At 34.4% G+C, this 23,929-nt stretch carries 12 protein-coding genes; 3 read left to right on the forward strand and 9 right to left on the reverse strand.

The features are described 5' to 3' along the window. Window positions 1-89 precede the first annotated feature (89 nt). The 9 genes from EV196_RS08630 to gyrB all read right to left on the reverse strand — a co-directional run bounded on the left by EV196_RS08630 (window position 90) and on the right by gyrB (window position 12,416). Window positions 90-626, reverse strand: a complete 537-nt coding sequence (locus tag EV196_RS08630) for a GNAT family N-acetyltransferase (RefSeq protein ID WP_132217335.1) — start codon at window positions 624-626, stop codon at window positions 90-92. Window positions 627-752: 126 nt separating this feature from the next. After that, window positions 753-1,547 carry a peptidase gene (locus EV196_RS08635; protein WP_132217336.1) on the reverse strand — a complete coding sequence of 265 codons (795 nt, stop codon included), beginning with the start codon at window positions 1,545-1,547 and terminating at the stop codon, window positions 753-755. A gap of 197 nt (window positions 1,548-1,744) precedes the next feature. Beyond that, window positions 1,745-2,197: a GNAT family N-acetyltransferase gene (locus EV196_RS08640; RefSeq protein WP_132217337.1), complete on the reverse strand. Its 453-nt coding sequence runs from the start codon at window positions 2,195-2,197 to the stop codon at window positions 1,745-1,747. A gap of 150 nt (window positions 2,198-2,347) precedes the next feature. After that, the gene (locus EV196_RS08645; RefSeq protein ID WP_243652211.1) at window positions 2,348-3,643 is read right to left on the reverse strand and encodes a phosphoribosylamine--glycine ligase; all 1,296 of its coding nucleotides are present in this window, start codon (window positions 3,641-3,643) and stop codon (window positions 2,348-2,350) included. A gap of 569 nt (window positions 3,644-4,212) precedes the next feature. Continuing rightward, complete coding sequence (gene secDF / locus EV196_RS08650; protein ID WP_132217338.1) at window positions 4,213-7,200, reverse strand: protein translocase subunit SecDF; 2,988 nt, start codon at window positions 7,198-7,200, stop codon at window positions 4,213-4,215. Between the two features lie 175 nt (window positions 7,201-7,375). After that, complete coding sequence (locus tag EV196_RS08655; protein ID WP_132217339.1) at window positions 7,376-7,993, reverse strand: hypothetical protein; 618 nt, start codon at window positions 7,991-7,993, stop codon at window positions 7,376-7,378. 126 nt (window positions 7,994-8,119) lie between these two features. Next, on the reverse strand, window positions 8,120-9,040 hold the full coding sequence (mdh, locus tag EV196_RS08660; protein WP_132217340.1) for a malate dehydrogenase: 921 nt from the start codon (window positions 9,038-9,040) through the stop codon (window positions 8,120-8,122). A gap of 254 nt (window positions 9,041-9,294) precedes the next feature. Then, a complete protein-coding gene (locus EV196_RS08665) occupies window positions 9,295-10,314 on the reverse strand; it encodes a DUF6588 family protein (RefSeq protein ID WP_132217341.1) in 1,020 nt (339 codons plus the stop codon). A 152-nt stretch (window positions 10,315-10,466) separates the two neighbouring features. Further along, window positions 10,467-12,416: a DNA topoisomerase (ATP-hydrolyzing) subunit B gene (gene gyrB / locus EV196_RS08670; RefSeq protein WP_132217342.1), complete on the reverse strand. Its 1,950-nt coding sequence runs from the start codon at window positions 12,414-12,416 to the stop codon at window positions 10,467-10,469. A gap of 472 nt (window positions 12,417-12,888) precedes the next feature. Between gyrB and EV196_RS08675 the strand changes: the two genes are divergently transcribed. From EV196_RS08675 to EV196_RS08685, 3 genes are all read left to right on the forward strand, one after another. Beyond that, a complete protein-coding gene (locus tag EV196_RS08675; protein WP_132217343.1) occupies window positions 12,889-15,174 on the forward strand; it encodes an outer membrane beta-barrel protein in 2,286 nt (761 codons plus the stop codon). A gap of 118 nt (window positions 15,175-15,292) precedes the next feature. Further along, window positions 15,293-16,168, forward strand: coding sequence for an OmpA family protein (locus tag EV196_RS08680; RefSeq protein WP_165876128.1), 876 nt, complete (start codon window positions 15,293-15,295; stop codon window positions 16,166-16,168). 402 nt (window positions 16,169-16,570) lie between these two features. Then, on the forward strand, window positions 16,571-23,929 hold the full coding sequence (locus EV196_RS08685) for a BspA family leucine-rich repeat surface protein (RefSeq protein ID WP_132217345.1): 7,359 nt from the start codon (window positions 16,571-16,573) through the stop codon (window positions 23,927-23,929).

Genomic DNA, 23,929 nt, shown 5'->3' on the forward strand with positions numbered 1-23,929 from the left:
TTTCAAATTTACAACTACTAAGTATTATTTGAAACTATCATAGCAAGTATTTGTTAATATGGGAATAAGATAAATTAATTATGTTTTTATTATTGAGTATTCAATTTTGAATAAATATCCAAATTGATAAGTTTATCATTTTTAATTTCACAATCTTTCAATGAGCTTTCTAAATTGAAATTTAATTTCTCTAGCACCTTTTTACAATTTGTGTTTTCAGTTTCTACAAACGCCTCAATTCTATTCAAACCAATACAATTAAATGCGTAGTTAAATAGAAGTGGCACTATTTCTGTTATAAAGCCGTTTCCCCAATACTCTGGTAATAACCAAAAACCTATTTCGGCCTTTTTATCTTCTTTACTTACATCGTTTAAACCTGCGGCACCAAGAAACTTTCTGCTAGTTTTAGAGCACACAGCCCACCAAATTCCATTTTCATTTTTTTCAAGATTAGAAAACCATGTCATTTGTTCTTTGGTTTCTTCTAAACTTTTGAAACTAACACCATAATATTTAATAACCTCAGGATGAGAAAGTCCTTGAAAAACATTTTGTAAATCGGATGCGACAAATTGTCTTAAAATGGTTCTTTCTGATTCTAAAATTGGAAAATTAGTTTTCATCTTTTTCAAATTCATTAAGACAATTTAAATATGATTTGTAAAAATAGAAAAATAGTGTTTTGATTGTTTTTATATTGTGTTTAGTTCAAAATGTAAACATTAATTATGGCGGATTAACAAAAGGAACTAACTTCCAAACTTCCCATATCTTTGATAATCTGAGAAGTAGAAAACAACAATTCTACCATTTTTTTTATACGGATAGTAAAGATCATAATTCCCATCATTGGCACTAAATTTAATTTCGGTTTTTAATTCTTTGAACACCTTATTTAAATAGTCTCTTTCTTCATGAGTTGTTTTTAAAATATAATCTTTTTTAGATGGAAGAATGGTGTCATTAACATGGCTATAATAATTTCTAAACCCTAATAATATGGGGGTTTTATCAATTGTATCTTGTTCTATGACTTGAATTTCTGGGAAATTTTCATCAGTTTTTGTTAAAATATCTAAAATATCTTGGGTTTCAGCAATCCATTTTTTATCAAATGAGTAATTTACAATTTTATTAGCTTTTTCATAATTGTCTTGAACGATTGATTTTGCAGAATTAATTAAAAGCGTTTCCTTTTTCTTTGAAGTTAAAAAGTCTCCGCCAAATAAAAGCCCAAAAATTATTGGAAAGCTCAAAATAAAACTCAAAACAATTTTTTTCGATGTTTTCTTTTCATTTGGGATGTCGTTATTATGTTTTTGGGCTATTCTGGTAAGATTGAACATTATATTAATGATCAAAGCACCAGTCATTAATGCTAAGATTCCTAAAATACTGAAATAAAAAGTCTCCGTTAAATTCTCTTTAAAAACTTTCAAGCCAAAAACCTGAATTGAGATGAAAATAAACACCCAATAAATCAGAAGTATTATTGAAATAATCCCAATAGCGTTGCTGATTTTAACTAACAGTTTTGAATTCATAGCGTTTTATTTTTTCTAACGTGTTCTATAATAATTCTTATTACCCATACCTTTAAATAAGTTGAAACGTCAAACTTACTTATTGCCATTATTAAGTAAATATACTTAATTTTTCCTACATAAAATTAAAAAAGAAAATCCCTATAGATTTCTTTAGGGATTTATATGTTGAAATAAACAAAGAATAAATATCTACTCTAACACCTACTGCACATATAAACATAAAGCCCTTCTTCCACCCCATTATTATATAAAGATTCCACCATTTTAAAGTCATTTTTAACATAAAACTTATCTAATTCTAAATCTTCAATAGTTAGCCAATAGTTTTGTGCAGGATGCATTTTTTTTAGTTCATTTAGCCACATAGAGCCTAAATTATGGCCTCTTTTTTCTTCTAAAACATATATAAAACCTACATAAAGATATCCTTTTTCAAGCCATGAATTTGCTTCATCTTTAGCATAAATCATATCAGGAGGAACTATTGAGAATACCAAACCACCAGCAATTATTTGATTATTTTCTGATAGTACATAGCAATTAGTTGATGCTTTGTAGGTTTCCCAGAAAGGTATAATGCCTTCTTGCCAATCTTCGGGCAAAATTTTAAAAAATCCTGAAACTTCTGTAAAGCGTTCGAAATTCATTTAGAATTAATAAAATTATACATTCCATTTAACAAAATCGGTATTTGATACTAAATTGAGGCTATGGAAGTGTTTATAAAAAAAGTCTTCGACAGTCTCAGACTGACATTTGTACTATAAATAGGCTAAAATTTTGGTTTAAAACTTAGGTTATAGCAAGCCCCATGACCAAAGTTTATCGGAATCTTCCGTCCAGCGGTCACCAATATCAGTTCTATAATAGCCGTTATTAATGATGACATTGCTGATTCTATTATACATCATTTTTTGGGCATCTTTCATGGTATTTCCAATACCTGTAACCAAAACAGCAATACCCGTATTACCCGTAATTAACCATTCATCATTCACCTTTTTTAAATGCATAGGATGAACCCCTTCTTTTCCGTTCTTTTTGAATACCACCACAGCATCTTTTGAAAAGAGGTTGAATGTTTTTTTGTCTTCATAAGGAAATGGTGGCACGACTATAAAAGCACCTACTTGAAACCCTTTTTTTACATTGATTTTGAATTGCTTTTTCTGTGCTAATTTTAGGAAGAATTCGCCCATAGGTTCATTAATGCCCGCCCGTTGAATGTGAATTTGAGGATACCCAAATCGTGAAGTAAACTCCAAGGGATAAATACCATGACCATTTACGATACAATTAATATCGATGTGTCCTATAAAATTGTGTTTTGCCAGTGTGTTTTGAAATTTTAGTAAGGTCGCTTCAAAAATGGGTGAATCTTTGGTCCAGAACATGCTGGTACCCATTTCACCAGTTGAAACACCTAATTCCTTTGGGAATAATTTTTTATGTTCGAAGGTGATGTTGATGGGATAAATAAATTCGTTGCCATTAAAAAAAGCAGCAATAGATACTTCAACACCTTTTACTTTTCGTTGTAATTGAAAATTTCCAAAGTCATTTCCCCAAGATTTTTCATAGGCTTTTAAAACTCGAATGGCATCTAAACCTTCATCATCGCTCCCTACAAATAAGAGTTGTTTAAGTTCTTGGGTTTCACCACATGGTTTCACCACATAGGTATTTGGATACGTTTCAATATACTTTATAGCATCGCCAAACGATGTAAATTCTTTAGAGGGAATGACTTTAATTTTATGCTTTTGCAATTCTGCTTGTCCAAAATTTCTATCTAATTCTAAATTATCGGTGTATTCGGTACCACCAATCACTAATTTTCCGGCAGCTCTTAATTCGCTTGCTATTTTGCCATAACCGGTATAGTCGAAAACAATAATATCTGCCCAATCTATATGCTTTTCCCATTGGGTTACTTTGCTAACAAAACCATAACCAATTTCTTTGGAGGCTTTGTCTTCTATAAACATTTTAACGTCGTGACCTTCTTGTTTGATGGTGTTTATAACATCTAAAGTTTCGCCCCAGCGCGATACAAAAAGAAATTTTTTGCAATTGGGTTGTTGTGTTTTCACAGATAATAAATAGGGTTTATATGATTGATTTGAAACATTAAAATCTATATCAAATGTATATAAATTAGTTGTTTGTTGTATATACGTTTAAAAGTAATTTGGTGGTTATTTTATTTTTTAACTTGTTAAATCTAAAGTTAAATCCTTGTTCTGTGTCACATTGAGCTTGTCGAGATGTTTTTTGGGTCTTGGACAAGTTCAGACTGACATTTTGGAATTAAGTGGGTCATCATTTACATGAAAGATACCTTTCATTATGACAATATTGGATTTTTAATTGTTAATTATCAATTGTTAATTGTTAATTGTGATTTGCGTTAGGGATTGCAGCGGCATCCTTTTGTTTTTAATGAGGTGAAATTACCTTTGAAATAAACTCTTGCTTTGATAGTGGATTCCTGCTTTCGCAGGAATGACAAAAAACAAAAGATATAGCGAAAAGCCCGACCTGGTTCCTGAACTTGTTTCAGGATAAAGGTAACGCCCAAAAAATTTTTATGGATTGTTTTGAAAACAAAAAAGCCTATTAACAAACTGCTAATAGGCTTTTTTAGAAAAAAATTATTTAGTTATTCTTGTAATTTCTTTTTGTCTTCACCTTTTTTAATGCTATCGTACATTAAAGGTGTTGCAATAAATAATGATGAGTAAGTACCCACTACGATACCAACTATTAATGCAAACATGAAACCTCTAATAGATTCGCCTCCAAAAATGAAAATTGCTAGTAATACTACCAATGTGGTTGAGGATGTATTTAAGGTTCTACCTAAGGTGCTGCTTAGAGATACATCGACCACTTTATCAAAACTCCAAGTTGTGTGCTCGTTTACATACTCTCTAATTCTATCGAAAACAATTACGGTATCGTTTAACGAGTAACCTATTACCGTTAAAATAGCTGCAATAAAGGCTTGATCTATTTCCATGCTAAATGGCATAAACTTATATGTTAATGAGAATACACCCAATACGATTAATACATCGTGGAATACTGCTCCAACAGCACCCAAAGAGTATTGCCATTTTTTGAAACGGAATAAGATATAAAGGAACACGACAATTAACGACCCTAAAATAGACCAGAATGATGCTTGTTTAATATCATCGGCAATGGTTGGACTTACTTTATAATATTTCATTAAACCAACAGATTTTCCATCTGATTCTTGAACAAAATCATAATAAGAAATATTTCCTAAATGTGGTTGTAATGTTTTATAAAGTGTTTCTCTAATAGCTTCATCAACTTCAGTACCAGATTCGTTTACTTTGTATTTAGTGGTGATTTTTAACTGATTAGCATCACCGAACGTTTTAGCATCTGCACTACCAAAAGCACCTACTAAAGTAGCGGTGATTTCTGAAGCACTAACATCTTGCGGAAAACGCACTTGGTAGGTTCTACCTCCAACAAAATCAACACCTTGATCTAAACTATTCGTAAATAAAGACCCTAAACTTACCAAAATAAAGGCACCAGAAACTATATAAGCAACTTTGCGTTTCTTTAAGAATTCAATACTTAAATTTCTGAACAAGTTTTTAGTAAGTGCTGTAGAGAACTCTAATTTCCCACCTCTGTTTACATACCAATCTACTAACAATCTAGTGATAAAAATAGCCGTAAATAAAGATGTACCAATACCAATTAATAAGGTAGTTGCAAATCCTTTAATAGGTCCTGTACCGAAAACAAATAATATTAAAGCGGTTAAACCTGTAGTAATATTGGCATCTAAAATAGATGATAAGGCGTTACTAAAACCATCTTGAATGGCTTCTTTTTGTCCCTTACCTTTTGCTATTTCTTCACGAATACGTTCGAAAATAATTACGTTCGCATCAACCGACATACCTATTGTTAATACGATACCCGCAATACCAGGTAATGTTAATACAGCGCCTAAGCCCGATAAAATACCAAAAATTAATAAGATGTTCAATGCCATGGCAACATCTGCAAATCCCCCAGCTTTACCGTAGTAAAGAACCATCCATACTAAAACTAATGCTAAAGCAATCATGAAAGACATGGTACCACTATCAATAGCTTCTTGACCTAATGATGGCCCAACAACTTCACTTTGAATAATATCTGCAGAAGCTGGTAATTTACCTGCACGTAGAACGTTAGCTAAATCGACTGCTTCGTTTAATGTGAAATTTCCAGAAATTTCAGAATTTCCACCTGAAATAGCACCTGTAGTTACACCTGGAGCAGAATATACAACGTTATCTAAAACAATAGCAATTTGGCTTCCTTGGGTATATGCTTTTCCAGTCATTTCCTCCCAAATCTTAGCACCTTTTGCATTCATTTGCATAGAAACGGTTGGTTTGTTGGTTTGTCCAAAATCATTACGAGCATCGGTTACAACAGCACCACTTAATTGTGGAATATTATCTCTGTTTCCAACTAAAGCATATAAATCTACTATTTCACTGTCTTTTTCTGGTTTACCAAAGGCAAATTTCGCATAACGCATCTCAGCAGGAAGCAATGCTCTTACTTTTGGTGCATTTAAATATTCAAGTACTTTTGCTTTATCTTTAATTTCGAATTGTGCGATTACTGGACCTCCTTGGTAACCTTGTCCGCGAATTAAATCGAAAATTGGGTTTACCGTTTGAACAGCAGTAGAATCGGTTGCAGCTTCACCTAACAAATCATCAATAGTTGAATCGGTTGCGTTTTCTTCATCTTGATTTTCAGCTTGAAGTGTATCTTTTTTAACTTCAGCAGTTTCTTTTAAAACCTCGTTAGCTTGTGCTAAAAAATTAAAAAATTGTTCGCCTTTATAAGCATCCCAAAATTCTAACTGCGCTGTACTTTGTAATAAACTTGTAGCACGCTCTACATCTTTAACACCTGGTAATTCTACTAAAATACGACCAGAAGTTCCTAAACGCTGAATGTTTGGAGATGTTACACCAAACTCATCAATACGTTTACGTAATACTTCGAAAGCCGAAACGATTGACTCATCAATTTTAGTTCTGATGATTGATTTAACCTCATCATCAGTCATATTACCTTCAATTTCACCATCTAAAGCTTTGGTGTAGAATATATCTGGAGAGGCTAATTTTGTGTCACCTTTAATTTTATCAAAGGCGATGAAAAAATCTTCTAAATACGTGTTTTGACTATTTTTTTGAAGGGTTTCAGCATCATTCAATGCTTTATTAAACACCGGGTTTTTAGTATTATTAGCCAATCCTTTTAAGATGTCTTTTACAGAAACCTGAAGAATAACGTTGATACCACCTTTTAAGTCAAGACCTAAATTCATTGCTTTTTCTTTCACATCATTATATGTGAATTTTGCAATACCAATGTTAAAAACCGTATCGGTAGCTACAGATTGCAAGTAGTTTGCTTCTTCAGCGCTACGTTTTGCACGATAATCTGGATCTGATTCTGGAATTTTGTTAATAGCTACTTCTTCGGCAGCTTTTTCTATTTGATTTGCTTTAAATGTGAATGATAATTGGTATATACTTACCAAACCAAACAAAATAGCAAATATCTTTACAAGTCCTTTGTTTTGCATTATTAAATTATTTTAGTCAAATTTTTTAAACGGGCAAATATAGAATTTACCGACGATTTGACAATTATTTTTTATGATTATAAATATGAATGGTTATAGCTTTAAAACTATATTTTTTTGAGACCTCAAAGCTTTCAAAACCTGTGAGACCTTGTTTTTTTGGAAAGAAAACTCCTTAACAGTTAGGTCCTGCCCTAACTTCGGGTATTTTATGAGATGTATTATCTATAGCAAGCGCACTGTTTTTATGGAATTTATACGCTTCTTTTTCAAGTTGTTCAATATCTTTTACAACCAGTTCATTGTTTGGAACTGATGCAATAGGAATAAAAAATCGGTTATAGTCAGATTTTAGTTCTAAAGCACAAGTACCACCAAAACCGGTTCCTGCATCTTGCTTATTAATTTCAAAAACATCTAAGTTATAAGTAGATGTTTTTTTATTTGAAGGTGATTTTGAAGGTTTTTCATTTGAACTTGAAGATGCATTATCTAAAGCTAAAACATGAGCATCTGAAAGTATTTTTTTTACACTTGCTGCGTCTTTATCACTATAATAAGTGATTTTTAAACCACCTGTTGCTTGTTCTTCAACTTGAATATTATCAACACCAATAGCTTGCAATTGTTTTTTTACTATTGCAATGGCGTTTTCAGCTTCGTTGGCAGACACTTTAAGATGCGTAAACTGCAATACAATTTCCTGATTCGGCTCTGGAATTTGATTGTGGTTAACAACACCTAGTAAGGTGAAAATAAAAATGAATGTACTAATGTACCATTTTGCTTTCATGCGCCAAATATATGATTTTAAAGTGATAAATACCTAAAGTATTTAAAGTTAAAAAGTGCCTAAAATTGTACTTTTCATACAACTTTAGGCACTCATAACTTTAGTACACCTTTGGTACTTTATATATTACAATAAATCGTTAACGGCTTTAACACCTTTAGCGCTTTCTTGCATGGTTGCTTTTTCAGCATCATTTAAAGTGATTTTTACAATTTCTTCAATACCGTTTTTACCTAAAACAACCGGTACACCAAGGCAGATATCATTAAAACCATATTCACCTTCTAATAAAGCTGAACAAGGGAATACTTTTTTAGTATCGCAAGCAATCGCTTGAACCATAGCCGACACTGCAGCTCCTGGCGCATACCAAGCAGAAGTACCTAATAATTTAGTAAGTGTAGCTCCACCAACTTTAGTTGCTTCTAAAACTTCATTTAATCTTTCTGCACTTAAAAATTCTGAAACTGGCACGCCGTTTCTTGTTGCTAAACGTGTTAAAGGAATCATTCCTGTATCGCTATGACCACCAATTACCATCCCGTCTACATCGCTAATTGGGCCTTGTAAAGCTTCTGCTAATCTGTATTTAAAACGAGCAGAATCTAAAGCACCACCCATACCTATAATTTTGTTTTTAGGTAATGATGTTGATTTATGCACTAAATAAGCCATCGTATCCATTGGGTTACTTACTACAATGATGATTGTTTCTGGAGAAAATTCAATTAAGTTTGAAGAAACAGTTTTCACAATTCCTGCATTAATACCAATTAATTCTTCGCGTGTCATTCCTGGTTTACGTGGAATTCCTGAAGTTATTACACAAACATCGCTATTCGCTGTTTTGCTGTAATCGTTTGTGATACCTGTTATTTTAGTATCAAAACCATTTAATGAAGCTGTTTGCATTAAATCCATAGCTTTACCTTCTGCATAGCCTTCTTTAATGTCTAATAATACAACTTCTGAAGCGAAATCTTTAATGGCAATATATTCTGCACAACTTGCGCCTACTGCTCCTGCACCTACTACTGTTACTTTCATTTTTTAGTTTTTTAATAATTTTTTGGTTGAATAATATTCTTTATTTAGCGAATGCTTTGTATTATAACGGTTAAATAATACCATCATAAAAAAAGTTCTCTTTTTAGTATATTTTGATTACGCTAAATTACGAATTAAAATACAGTAAATAAAAAAAGTGCAAGATTAAATCTCACACTTTTTTAACTAGACTAACTAAAACTAAAACAATTTTTATATATGAAAATTTTTATTTCTTTTTAAAATGAACTCGCTTACCTAAATCCGAAATTCAAACCGACTGAGAAGGCATCAAATTCAGCTACATGATATTCAGCATTTAATCTAAAAAATCCTAACTTTAATTTTGTTCCGATGGTTCCTCTAACACCAGAAACTTCACTTGATACTGAAAACGGATCGGTAACTTCTTCATAAAAAATACCGCTTGTTCCTCTATAAGTTCCTAATAAATCGGATTCTGATTTTCCTTTAATATATCCAACTCCGCCATAAAAATTTATAACAGGAAGCTTGGTAGAAGCTATCAATTGAAACAACCATGTATTAGTATTATTCTCTAAGCGCTGATTTTCTCCATCCAAAATAGAAGCCGTAGATAAATCGTAATTCCCACTTAAATGTGTATACGCTACCAAACCTGAAATTGCTACTGGCAATACTTTATCCGCAGGCAACCATTTCGTCATTTCAAACTGTAATCCTGCACCATACATACTTAAATCACCATCATCTGTTGAGACTTTTGGCACAAAACGCGCTTTTAACTCAATTCCTTTGCTAAAACCTAATGCGCCTTGAATATATGCCGTTGGCAAAAGATTTATGTTTTCTGAGCCTATACCCGTAGGCAACTCAATGGTTGTGGTTCTAGTAATGCCTAACGGATCTTCATACTCAACATCTACAAAAATTGACGGATCGTTATCACCAAGAACACTTGCCACCATTTTAGCACTAGTACCTGTTTCGTTTTCAAATTTTACATTTTGATAATCGGCAGTATTAATTAAGAACATTTTATTATCATCTTTAATTACTGCGGCATTTGCTATAATTGAAATTTCAAACCCTCCTAAAGGTTTTGCATCTGCGGTATTAAACCAATTGGCATTCATACTATACATGAGGCCGTTAGTTCCTGGTGCTAAATAATCATTGGCAAAACGCTGCGCATCATCTACACCTGCGGCAAGTAAAGCATCTAAATCATTTTGAGATTTTGAGATCATTGTTGCCATACACAGTAATACGAATAGGTATATCTTTTTCATTTTTTTTAGATTTGGCTTAGCAAATATATACAAAAAATCATACGATAAATAATTTTGTCGATATTTTTTAACACTTAATCGGTGTTTTAGCCCAAAAAAATAACCTTGATACAGAATATCAAGGTTATTTTAAATAAAAATTATGATTTTAATTATGCATCAATTTTAGCATAAACAGCATTTTTCTCAATAAACTCTCTACGAGGTGGCACTTCATCACCCATTAACATCGAGAAAATTCTATCGGCTTCTATACCATTATCAATTTGAACTAAACGCATGGTTCTAAACTCAGGATTCATAGTCGTGTCCCAAAGTTGTTCTGCGTTCATTTCTCCAAGACCTTTATAACGTTGAATACTTACACTGCCTCCAAACTCTTCGGCAAGTCTATCACGCTCGGCATCACTCCAAGCATATTCTTTCTTTTGTCCCTTTTTAACAAGGTATAATGGTGGTGTTGCAATATAAATATGTCCGTTTTCTATTAGTTCCTTCATATATCTAAAGAAGAAAGTTAATATTAAAGTAGCGATATGACTACCATCAATATCGGCATCACACATAATCACCACTTTATGGTAACGTAATTTTGATAGGTTTAAGGCTTTACTATCTTCTTCAGTTCCAATAGTAACCCCTAAAGCAGTAAAAATATTTTTTATCTCTTCGTTTTCAAAAACCTTATGGGTCATTGCTTTTTCAACATTCAAAATTTTACCTCTTAATGGTAAAATGGCTTGAAAATTTCTGTCGCGACCTTGTTTTGCTGTTCCACCTGCCGAATCTCCCTCTACAAGAAACACTTCACATTTTGTAGGATCTTGCTCTGAACAATCACTTAATTTCCCTGGCAAACCACCAAGACTCATCACACTTTTACGCTGTACCATGTCACGTGCTTTTTGAGCTGCGTGTCTTGCTTGAGCTGCTAGTATTACTTTTTGAACAATAATTTTAGCATCATCTGGGTGTTCTTCTAAATAATCAGTTAACATTTCAGAAACTGCTTGACTTACAGAAGCTGAAACTTCTCTATTACCTAATTTTGTTTTGGTTTGTCCTTCAAACTGTGGTTCTTGAACTTTCACCGAAATGATGGCTGTTAATCCTTCGCGGAAATCATCACCAGCAATTTCGAATTTTAAATTTTTTAGTAAACCAGATTCATCGGCATACTTTTTTAAAGTCATTGTTAATCCTCTACGGAAACCTGATAAATGTGTACCACCTTCGTGTGTATTGATGTTATTTACATAGGAATGTAAGTTTTCAGCATACGAGGTATTATAAACCATAGCAACCTCAACAGGCACGCCGTTTTTTTCACCTTCAAACGCAATAACATCCTTCATTAAAGGCTCGCGGTTTCCATCTAAAAACTTGATAAATTCTTTTAAACCTTCTTCAGAATGAAATGTTTCACCTTCAAAACTACCATCCTCTTTTTTAGCTCTTTTATCAACTAAATGAATGGTAATTCCTTTATTTAAATAGGCCAACTCACGTAATCTGCTTGCCAGAGTATCGTAGCTATATTCAAGCGTTTGAGTAAAGATAGTAGCATCCGGTTTAAATGTAACCGTGGTACCTCGCTTATCGGTTTCGCCAATTTGTTTAACTGGATACATGGCTTTACCACGCTCGTATTCTTGTTCGTAAACTTTACCATCTCTATAAACGGTAGCACGCAAATGTTCTGATAAAGCATTCACACAACTTACACCCACACCGTGCAAACCACCAGATACCTTATAAGAATCTTTATCGAACTTACCTCCTGCTCCAATTTTAGTCATGACAACTTCAAGTGCAGAAACGCCTTCTTTTTTATGCAAATCTACTGGAATACCACGACCATCATCTTCGGTGGTAATGGAATTATCCTCATTGATAATTACAGTAATATTATTACAATGCCCAGCCAAAGCCTCATCAATCGAGTTATCTACAACTTCATATACTAAATGGTGCAACCCTCGTGTGCCAACATCTCCAATATACATCGATGGACGCATGCGCACATGCTCCATGCCTTCTAAAGCTTGGATGCTATCTGCTGAATAATTATGCTTATTAAATTCTTCTTTTGGTTCGCTCATATTATAATTTAATATTATTTATTTCTATTGTTTACCGCATAAAAAAAGATGCCTTTACGCATCCTTCTGAATACAAACAAATATACGAAATAATGATAGCTTTAAAAAGCTTTTTATCGATTGAAATGCATAATTATCAACATTTGTTAATTACTCAAAAGTGGCTTAAATCGCTTTAAAATAGTCTTAAAATTAATTTCTCGACTTTTTTATTGTTTTGATAAATCCATTTAAACTTAAAGTGCTTAAATCGCACATTTAAGGGTCGTCAATTTTTAATTAAAATTAATTTTACAACATTTTCTTACGCTGTGAAACCCTTTTTCACTCTTAAAATATAATCGTCCATAGTAAAAAAAACAGGCTTATAACGTTTATAATATTTTTTTTAAAGCTAATATTTTAATCATTATAGTCAACCCAATGTGTATACTATGGCTATCATTGTTTAGAATTAAAAAAAAAGAATAACATGAAAAAATTATTTACTATGTGCGCTTTGGTTTTTGTCGGGGTCAATATGAATGCGCAAATGAAAGACATAACGGTAACATTACAACCTACAGCTACCTATACTTGGTTTGACGATAATACTGCCATTGAAGATGGTGTAATGCTAGGTGGTAGAGTTGGTTTTGGTTTTGGTGAAGCCATTGAACTTAGAGGAATTTATGAAAAATCTAACGACCTCAAAAATACGGTGAGTGACATAGGTGCTTTTTCAGACGATTTTATTGATAATTTTAATAATAGAAATGTAGATATTGAACGTATTGGTGGTGAGTTTAAAGCCAATATACCAACACGCGGTACTTTTGTTCCTTACTTAACTTTAGGAGCAGGTGTGCAAACTTTAACTGTTGATATTGCAGCAATAGATGCTCCTCAAAATGAACAGGAATCAAAACAAATTTATGCCAATTTAGGTCTTGGTACTCAGGTTAAACTCGGTAAAAGATTGTTTCTAAATTTAGAAGCTAAAAACACTGTTTTTAATATGAATCCTGCGTCTGTATTATATCAAGATGGTCAAGATCAAAGTGAAATTGAGGATTTTATTGGAGACAGCAATAACTCCCGTATGTACAACTGGTCCGTATTGGCAGGTTTACAGTTTTATTTAGGTGGTCGTGAACCTGAAAGTTTCAGTGACTTGGATAGAGCTTATTACAACAAGTTCTCAGGCGGTTCAAGTGGCTTAAAGTTAATTATAGAACCAGCAGGGTCTTTCATTAATTTTGATAATGATACCAATTTAGCAGACGCTTATTTTCTTGGTGGTAGAATTGGTTTTGATTTAAATCAATATGTTGGGGTGCGAGGTTATTACTATCAAGCAACCAAAAACGAAAAAATATCGACCGACTGGGAAGATATGGCTATGTATGGAGGTGATTTTATTGCCAACCTAAACGTTTCGCGCGGTTTAGTTCCCTACATTACCTTAGGTGGTGGTTATTTAAATGTACAAGACTCTTATGTTGGTAAAGATGGACTAACAGGTGGAAACTCAGGTTATTTTGCTAAAGGCGGATTAGGTTTAAACGTACCTATTAGTAGAAATTTAGAAATTTTTGGTGATGCTAATATGATGTTTACTTCAGAAAGAGCCAGTGAAGATTTAGAAAACACCATTGATCCAGACGAACTTAGGCAACACACCATGTTCACAGTGGGTGTTCGTTTGCAATTAGGTAAAAAAGCTGACAATACAGATGAAATTCTACAACGAAGAATTGACAGAAGAGTAGACGAAAGAACTCAAATTTATGAAAATAGAATTGATAGCTTGGAGTCTGAATTAGCTGATGCCTATAAAAATAACGACACCAAAAAAGCAGTTGAAATTATAGAAGAGAAAAAAAATATAGAACGTGATATAAACGATTCTAGTCAAGAAACAAAAGCAAATACTAAGGAAAACGTTAAAGAATCTAGAGTTGAAATGACACCTCAGGAACTTGAAGAGCTGATTGAAAAAGTTATTCAAGGTGTGGATGAAGAAGCTAAAAAACCACAAACAACTGAAGATAGAATTGATCGCTTGGAAAGATTGTTGTTAGAAATAAATACTGGAACATATAGAGAAAATCTTTCCCCTGCGCGTCAAGAAGATGCTTCCCAACAAATTTTAAATAAATTAAACCAGTTGGAAATGAAAATTGATAACAATACAGAAAGAATTAACACTTTAGGTACTGTTAAAAACAATCAAGATAAAACAGTGGTAATTACTCCAGGAGGCCAACAAAACAATGTGGCACCAGCACCTCAGATGGGTCAGTCATCCAATACAAAAGTAATGACCGATGCAGATGGAAATACCACGATACAATCGGAACCAGAAAACACAGGCGTAGCCACTGGTTGGGTGATAAATGAAGGGATGTCGATTTTTACAGGAGCGGTGATAGCTGATGATACGTCTATGATTTTGGGAATAAGAGGTAATTATGCATTCACCAATTCACCGTTTAAATTCATGCCCGATTTGTATGTTGCAACAGGAAAAAATTCCGGATTTGGAATCAATGCAAACGTAGTAATACCTTTTGATGTTGATGCAGGCATTATTTTACAACCTTATGCAGGGTTAGGTGTTGGATATAATGACGCCGTTGGAGAAAGCACTTTTAGCCCCAATTTGGTGCTAGGTACTTCTTTTAACCTATTAGGAGGCAAAATATTTGCAGATTACACTGCCCACAACTTTGTAGATATTCACAGAATTTCAGTGGGTTACAAATTTCAATTTTAATAAGATGTTATACCTAAATAGAATATATAAATTTACAATAGTATTTTCTTTATGTGCATTATTGCCCGTTGGTCTTTTTGCTCAAAGTGAAAAAACTTCTGAAAAAAGTACTATTGTAATGACAAAATCAGAACTAAACTCTTTTTTGAAAACGGTAGCCGATGCTAGACGTTCACAGCTAAATGAAAGAGAACAGAGGATGAAGAAACAAGATTTGGCTGAACTGAGGTTGAAGTACAACCAACAGCCTAAAACAGAAATGGGCTATGGCAATATGTCAAATGATCAAATTTTAAGAGAATTGCGTTACTTGAACCAAAGGATTGACAATTTAAGTTCAAATAACCAAGCGCCCTCTATGGGAACTAGAGACAATTCAACTATAATTATGCCAAGTAGTAACTCAAGTCCTTCCAGTATTTATCCTAATAAAGACAGAAGTACTACAACCATTATTCCTTCAAATAAAAATAAAATACAAGAGTTACAGCGTAAAATTGATTCGTTAAAAAGTTTAGATGCCAGAAAACCCATTAAAAATGATACTTCGTTGGCCGATAGCTTAAATAATGTAAACCTGAGGCTTAATGGACTAAGGAAACATTTAGATAGTTTAGAGTCTAAAATGATGAAAACAGATAGCGTAGCTAAAAAGGAAGTTTCGCCAGAAAACAGATCCTATTTTAAACAACAAGTTTATTTCGGAAACAATTCCTCAACATTAAATGCAACCTATTTTAAACACATACAAGATTTAACCCAAATTTTGGTAAAATATCCTGAAGCAAAAATTTTGCTGGAAGGTTGGGCAAGTCCATTAGGCAATTCTACACATAATAAACAACTTTCAATGCGTAGATCAGAATCTGTGGCTCAAGCATTCATTAATAACGGTATTGATCCAGATCGTGTAATCACTTCTTTTAAGGGGGAAGACAGCTCCTCATCTGAAGCACATGCACGTCGAGTAGATATGGCTATTATTGTAAGGTAATTTTACTGAACACGGAATATTACATAACCTTAAAACCCTATTTCCATAAAAAATAAGGTAGTTAAGACGAAAAAAAACTATGGACTTGAATAAGTCCATAGTTTTTTTTTATAGACCCAAACTAATAATGTTTCAATGTCTATCCTGTTGAATATTCAAAAGCATCAATGAAATTTATTAACCTTGCTGTAAATTCCAATAGTAAAATATAGGTCAACCTTTTTTTTAAACTTTAACTTTTGTATGTTTACAAATTAAATTTAATGTATTTCATCGAATATTAATGTATTTCATCGAAATATTTATATTTTTACAACCTATATTCGCCCAAAACGAATTTAGTGAATGAATGAAATTTAACACCGTTTATTGAAAATTTAATTAAAACTTACCCTAAATTCCATGATAAAAAATACACTTACTCTTATTTTTATATGCTTTAGCTATACATTTTTTGGACAAGCATTTACGGCAACCTGGAATACTACGAATATATCCACAGGGTCTTCAGCAGCTAATGAAATTACGATTCCAACCAACTCAGCTTATACTTATAACTATTCTGTTGATTGGGGAGATACGAATACCGACAGCAATGTTACAGGAAACATTACCCATACATATGCTTCTCCTGGTACTTACACAATTAGTCTCACCGGAGCATTCCCTGCCATTTATTTTAATAATACTGGGGATAGAAATAAAATTATTGAAATTTCAAGTTGGGGAACCATTACATGGCAAAGCATGGAAAATGCGTTTTATGGCTGCGAAAATTTAAATTTTGATGCCATTGCTGCTCCAGATCTTTCACAAGTTACAAGTCTTGAAAATATGTTTAAAAGCTGTACCAGTTTTAATGGTATTGTTAATAATTGGGATGTAAGTGGCATCAATAATTTAGCAGGAACATTTGATGGGTGTAGCATATTTAATAGACCGTTAGATAATTGGAATACCATTTCTGTAACATCTATGGCCAGAACCTTTAGAAATTGTTATTATTATAACGAACCGTTAGATAATTGGAATACATCTTCTGTTGAAAACATGAATCAACTATTTAGCGGTGCAACACAATTTGATCAAAATATTGACAATTGGGATGTGAGCCAAGTTACAAATATGGCAGGCACTTTTGAAACAGCTTTAAGTTTTACTTTTCCGCTGAATAATTGGAAAGTAGATAACGTTACTGATATGTCTAAAATGTTTTATAGATGCAGGGAATTTAACCACCCTTTAAACAACTGGAATGTTAGTAAAGTAACAACCATGAGGGAAATGTTTTATGGCTTTTTAGATATGCCATTTAATCAAAACATAAATAATTGGGATGTAAGCAACGTAACAGACATGGCATATATGTTCAGACGTTGTGCTTCTTTTAACCAACCGCTAAATAACTGGAACGTTAGTAATGTTACTGATATGAGCCACATGTTTGAAGGAGCACACACCTTTAACCAACCGATAGAAATTTGGAATGTTAGCAGTGTTGAAAATATGGCCGCCATGTTCAATGGCGAAAGCCAAAACATGGCTTTCAATCAGCCTTTAAACAATTGGATAGTAAGCAATGTAACTAATATGAGTGAAATGTTCCAAAGTGCAACATCATTCAGCCAACCACTTAATAATTGGGATGTAAGCAAAGTTACAAACATGTCCTTGATGTTCAAAAATGCAGATGTTTTTAACCAACCTTTGGGCACTTGGAGCGTTGGTAATGTTACCAACTTTCAAGGCATGTTTCAACTTAATGATATTTTTAATCAACCTTTAAACACTTGGAATTTAGCCAACGCAACCAATATTTCCTCCATGTTTGCTAGCGCAACAAATTTTAATCAACCGTTAGATAATTGGATAGTGAGCAAAGTAACTAATATGTCTAGTGCATTTAGTGGCTCCACATCTTTTGATCAAAGTTTAGGGAGTTGGAATATTTCTGCAGTTACTGGTATGACTAATATGCTATCCAACAGTGGTATGTCGCAAGCAAACTATGACGCCACTTTAATTGCTTGGTCTGCTCAAACCGTAAAAGCAAATGTTACTTTAGGCGCAGCAAATTTGCAATATTGCGATGCCCTTAACCAAAGACAAAGTTTAATTACAGATGATGGTTGGACTATTACAGGAGATAGCGTAAACTGTACTTATGTGTTATGTACAGAAATAACCATGCCCCACGCCAGTGATACCGCTACCCCTGCAAATAGCGATATTCGATGGGATCCTGCTCCTAATGCTACTGGGTATAGAATTACTATAAGAAGGGAAAATGGCGCAACCAACCAGTTAATATATGACAATGAAGATGTTGGAAACGTAGTGGGCGTCAATTTTACTAACGAATTTACACCTGGAGACACCGTTTATGTTACAATAGTACCTTATAATAACGATGGTCCTGCTACAGGATGTCAAGAAATTAGCTTTACAGTTGTAGAGAGTTGGGTAAACAGTCCTGATGCCTTTAAACTTACTTACGACACTACTTTACAAGAAGGAACTACCACAACCCCTATAAATCAACTTTTAATTCAAACACAATCTGGCTTAACTTATAATTATAATATTGATTGGGGAGATGGACAATATGATAATAACGTAACAAGTAATATTACGCACACTTATTTAACACCAGGCACCTATACTGTTAGTATTATTGGAACATTTCCCAGCCCAAGGCACAACCAATCTAGTGGTGATGCTTATAAATTATTAAGCATAGACCAATGGGGAACACACGATTGGAAAAGCATGAATAACGCCTTTGCTGGTTGTGAAAACATGGAATACAATGCAACCGATATTCCTAATTTAACCAACGTTACAGATATGAGCAGCATGTTCATTGTTTGCAAAAAATTCAATGGAAATATCAACAACTGGAATGTTAGCAATATAACCAACATGTATGGAATGTTTGGAGTGGCATCTATATTCAACCAACCGCTTAATAACTGGGATGTTAGCAATGTAACGAATATGAATTTCATGTTTTCTGGCGCAAGTGAATTCAATCAAAATATAAACACTTGGGATGTTTCTAGCGTTATCGATTTGGCTAGAATGTTCAGACAAGCAACCGTATTTAACCAACCCTTAAACAGTTGGAATGTTACTAGTGCTACCGATATGTCGGAGATGTTTTCATATACTGATGCTTTTAACCAACCATTGAATAACTGGCAGGTGCAAAATGTACTAGATATGGAAGAGATGTTCAATTACGCAAAGGCTTTTAATCAAAACATAAATAGTTGGAATGTGCTCAACGTATTAAATATGTCAGGCATGTTTAATGGTGCCACTGTTTTTAACCAACCCTTAAATTCATGGAATGTTGGCAAAGTAACTACCATGGCTTCGATGTTTTCTTCTGCAACTGCTTTTAATCAACCTTTAAATAACTGGAATGTCACTTCAGTAGCTACCATGGCAAGCATGTTTTCTGCTGCAACTTCCTTTAACCAAAATATCAATACTTGGAGTGTTACCAACGTTATTGACATGCAAAGAATGTTTTATTATGCTACGGCTTATAATCAACCGCTAGATAATTGGAATGTAGACTCGGTTGTAAATATGACCAGTATGTTTCAAAGAGCCTCAGTCTTTAATCAGCCTTTAAATACTTGGAATGTAAGTGCTGTGGCAAATATGACTTCCATGTTTGAGGATGCCATTGTTTTTAATCAACCTTTAAGCAATTGGGATGTGAGTTCGGTAACTTTAATGAGGTCTTTATTTGAAGGAGCAGCGGTTTTCAATCAAAATATTAATGATTGGAATGTTGGTGTTGTAACGACTGTGGAGGAAATGTTTAAAGAAGCGGTGCTTTTTAATGAACCCTTAAATAATTGGAATACAGGTGAAGTATTAACCATGAAGGAAATGTTCAGCGGTGCATATGTATTTAATCAAAATATTGATTCTTGGAATACATCTTTTGTTACTACCATGGAAGAGATGTTTAAAGATGCTCGTGCTTATAATGAAACCATGAATTCTTGGAATGTTGCTTCAGTTACTACCACTAAAGGTATGTTTCAAGGTGCTATAGCATTTAATAGCGCTATCGATAGCTGGAACGTAAGAAAGATTCTTACTATGGAAAACATGTTTTCTGGCGCTACCAATTTTAACCAAACAGTAAATAACTGGCGTGTTAGCGGTGTTACAAACATGAATAGTATGCTTAGAAACGCAACCTCTTTTAATCAAACTTTAGACCGTTGGGACATAGGTGCAGTTACCATGCGCTTAATGTTTGATGGGGCTACAGCATATAACCAATACCTTGGCGATTGGGATATTAGTGGTGTTACCGATATGCGTGATATGCTAGATAAAACGGCACTAACCCGAGAAAATTATGACAACACACTTATCGCATGGTCCGAACAAACACTTACACCAGGCGTAACACTTGGTGCTCAAGGTTTACCTTATTGCGATGCTTTAGAAGAACGCCAATCGATGATTACAAACTTTGGCTGGACCATTTCTGATGATGTTTTGAATTGCCCAAAACCTGAATGCACTCAATTAACTTCACCTTTAAACAACGCAACAAACGTTCCTGTAAACACCAATTTAAACTGGGAACCTGCCTTATTTGCTAGAGGCTATAAACTTACAGTAATTTCAAATCCAGGAAATGTAGTGATTGTAAATAATATTACCGTAACCGATACTTCTTATGAGTTTGCATCAAATTTTGCGGGTGGTGAAACAGTACTTGTTACCATCATCCCTTTTAATGATGAAGGAGACGCGGTTGGCCCATGTACACAAGAAAGCTTTACAATATCGTCAAGTCCAGCAACAGTACCTGATTGTACAACATTAACAGACCCCTTAAATGGCACCATTAACGTACCAATAAATACTGATTTATCATGGCAACCCATTTCAAATGCAGATGGTTATCGTTTAACTATAGGCACCTCAACAGGAGGCAATCAAATACTAGATAGCGAAAACGTAGGAAATGTTACAACTTACGATTTAACATCAGATTTACCTGAGAATACCGAATTATTTATCACCGTCATTCCTTATAACGATGAAGGTAATGCAACAGGATGTCCCGAAGAACGTTTTACTACTGAAATCATTCCCGTTGCCCCAAATTGCACCAGTCTTACAAGCCCTGTAAATGGTTCAACAAATGTTGTTGTCGATACCGATTTAAGTTGGAATGCCGTTTCTGGGGCAACTGGCTATATTGTGGTTGTAGGTACAACTCAAGGTGGTATTGAAACCGTTAATAATATAGATGTTTTAAATACCTTAACCTATAATATCCCTGATGATTTATTCCCTAATCGCACTTACTACGTAACCATAATCCCTTATAATGAAGTTGGTGATGCTGTAGGTTGTACTGAAGAAAGTTTTAGAACAGGAGCTGGTACACTAAGCGATCCACCAGCGTGTACAAATTTAAGCGCTCCTTTAAACAATGCCATAGGTGTTGCCGCAGACACTAACATTAGTTGGAATGCCGCCAGTAATACTACAGGATATAACTTAACTATTGGAACAAGTGCAGGTGCATCTGATATTTTACCTACCACCAATGTTGGAAATTTAACGACTTATAACCCACCAACAAATTTACCAGAAGGCGCAACTATTTTTGTTTCCATTGTTCCTTTTAATGCGTTTGGAAGCGCAACAGGATGCCCAACAGAGCAATTTACCATAACACCACCACCAGTACCAATCTGCACGTCGCTTATCAGCCCTTTAAACGGCGCTGCAAACCTTCCGCTAAACACCAATTTGGAATGGACAGCTAGCACTGGTGCCAATGGATATAAACTAACGGTTAATGCTAGTAGTAGTACCGCCAATAATTTAACCAATTTCAACGTTACCTCAGGAACAACTTATAATTTTACGAATAATTTTGAACCAGGAGAAACAGTAACCGTTACCATAACTCCATACAACGCCATAGGTGATGCGGTTGGTTGTACTTCGGAAAGTTTTACCATACAACCGCTTCCAAATTGCACAAATTTAGTAACTCCTGTTAATGGCTCTATTGATGTTACCACAACAACGGATATTGAATGGACGGCTACTGCCAATACCACAGGGTACAGACTAACCGTTTTAGCAAGCAACAGTACGTCCAATAACTTAACCAATTTCAATGTAACTTCTGGAAATACTTATAATTTTCCGAACAACTTTGAACAAGGAGAAACCGTAACCATAACCATCGTTCCGTATAATTCGGTAGGTGATGCGGTTGGCTGTACTTCTGAAAGTTTCACCATCAAATCAATTCCTACCTGTACAAACTTAACGTTGCCAACAAATGGCTCTGTTGGTGTCGCCATTAATACGAATATTGAATGGACATCCATTTTAAATGCCAACGGATACAGATTGAGCGTATCTGCAAGTAATAGTACAGCCAATAACCTGACCAATTTCAACGTGACTTCTGGAAACACCTACAGCTTTCCAAGTAATTTTGAACAAGGAGAGACCGTAAACATTACTATCGTACCATATAATGAAGTAGGCAATGCCATAGGGTGTACTTCAGAAAGTTTTACAATAAAATCGGTGCCAGTATGTACAAATTTAACTTCACCAGTAAATGGAGATGTTATTGTAGCTGCAAACCAAATAACATGGAATGAAACTCCTGACACTAACGGCTACAAACTAACCATAAGAGGAAGCAACACTACCACGAACGATGTAACAGATTTACAAGTAACCGGTACTACCTACACCTTCCCAAACAATTTTGACCAAGGCGATGTCGTTACTATTACTATTGTGCCGTACAATGAAGTAGGAGATGCTATTGGGTGTACTCCAGAGAACTTCACCATACGTACACTACCATCTTGTACTTCCTTGTTAACACCTTCAAACGGGACAACCAACGTGCCCGTAACCAGTAGTATTACATGGAATCCTTCAGCAGATGCCGATGGGTATCGTATTGCCGTTGGAACATCTCCTAGTGGAACAGACATTGTGAATAACCAAGACATGCTATCGGCAACCAATTTCACATTTACCGGAAACCTTCCTTCGGAAACCTTAATTTATGTAAGCATCACACCTTACAACACCTCTGGTGATGCGATTGGATGTGCTTCAGAAAGTTTTGAGACCGAGGTCGTTATTCCCGATTGCACCATACTAATAAATCCAACCAACGGTGAAACAGAGGTATCTTTAGATAGTAGCATCTCTTGGGAAGCGGTAGAAAAAACAGATGGCTATCTCTTATCCATTGGAACCACTCTGGGCGGAACTGATATTTTGGACAATCAGAATATGGGATCAGACTCAAACTACAACCATGATATAGAATTCCCTTTTGGAACGGAAATTTTCGTGTTAATCACGCCTTACAACAGCAAAGGAAATGCGGTACAGTGTGAGCAACAATCGTTTACAACCTTGGTCCCAGAAGACGATACCAAATACGGTTTCTCTCCTAACGGCGACGGCATTAATGAATATTGGCACATAGACAACATCCAATATTATCCTAAAAACACGGTAATCATTTACAACAGATGGGGCGATATGGTATTCAAAATTGCCGACTATAATAACAATGACAATGTGTTCCGCGGGGAAGCAAACCAAATGACCAAATTGGGTGCAGGCACATTGCCTAGCGGTACTTACTTTTTCGATATTCAGATAGAAGGAGAAACAATTCTTAAAAAAACAAAAGGCTTCGTAGTCATAAAGCGTTAA

Origin of the sequence: Mariniflexile fucanivorans, assembly GCF_004341235.1 — a bacterium.
Taxonomy (GTDB): domain Bacteria; phylum Bacteroidota; class Bacteroidia; order Flavobacteriales; family Flavobacteriaceae; genus Mariniflexile; species Mariniflexile fucanivorans.

Excerpts from the sequence above, each read along its gene's own strand:
- secDF (WP_132217338.1), bottom strand. The coding sequence starts at position 7,200 with ATGCAAAACAAAGGACTTGTAAAGATATTTGCTATTTTGTTTGGTTTG.
- mdh (WP_132217340.1), bottom strand. The coding sequence starts at position 9,040 with ATGAAAGTAACAGTAGTAGGTGCAGGAGCAGTAGGCGCAAGTTGTGCA.
- gyrB (WP_132217342.1), bottom strand. The coding sequence starts at position 12,416 with ATGAGCGAACCAAAAGAAGAATTTAATAAGCATAATTATTCAGCAGAT.
- EV196_RS08635 (WP_132217336.1), bottom strand. The coding sequence starts at position 1,547 with ATGAATTCAAAACTGTTAGTTAAAATCAGCAACGCTATTGGGATTATT.
- EV196_RS08640 (WP_132217337.1), bottom strand. The coding sequence starts at position 2,197 with ATGAATTTCGAACGCTTTACAGAAGTTTCAGGATTTTTTAAAATTTTG.
- EV196_RS08680 (WP_165876128.1), top strand. The coding sequence starts at position 15,293 with ATGACAAAATCAGAACTAAACTCTTTTTTGAAAACGGTAGCCGATGCT.
- EV196_RS08655 (WP_132217339.1), bottom strand. The coding sequence starts at position 7,993 with ATGAAAGCAAAATGGTACATTAGTACATTCATTTTTATTTTCACCTTA.
- EV196_RS08630 (WP_132217335.1), bottom strand. The coding sequence starts at position 626 with ATGAAAACTAATTTTCCAATTTTAGAATCAGAAAGAACCATTTTAAGA.
- EV196_RS08665 (WP_132217341.1), bottom strand. The coding sequence starts at position 10,314 with ATGAAAAAGATATACCTATTCGTATTACTGTGTATGGCAACAATGATC.
- EV196_RS08685 (WP_132217345.1), top strand. The coding sequence starts at position 16,571 with ATGATAAAAAATACACTTACTCTTATTTTTATATGCTTTAGCTATACA.
- EV196_RS08675 (WP_132217343.1), top strand. The coding sequence starts at position 12,889 with ATGAAAAAATTATTTACTATGTGCGCTTTGGTTTTTGTCGGGGTCAAT.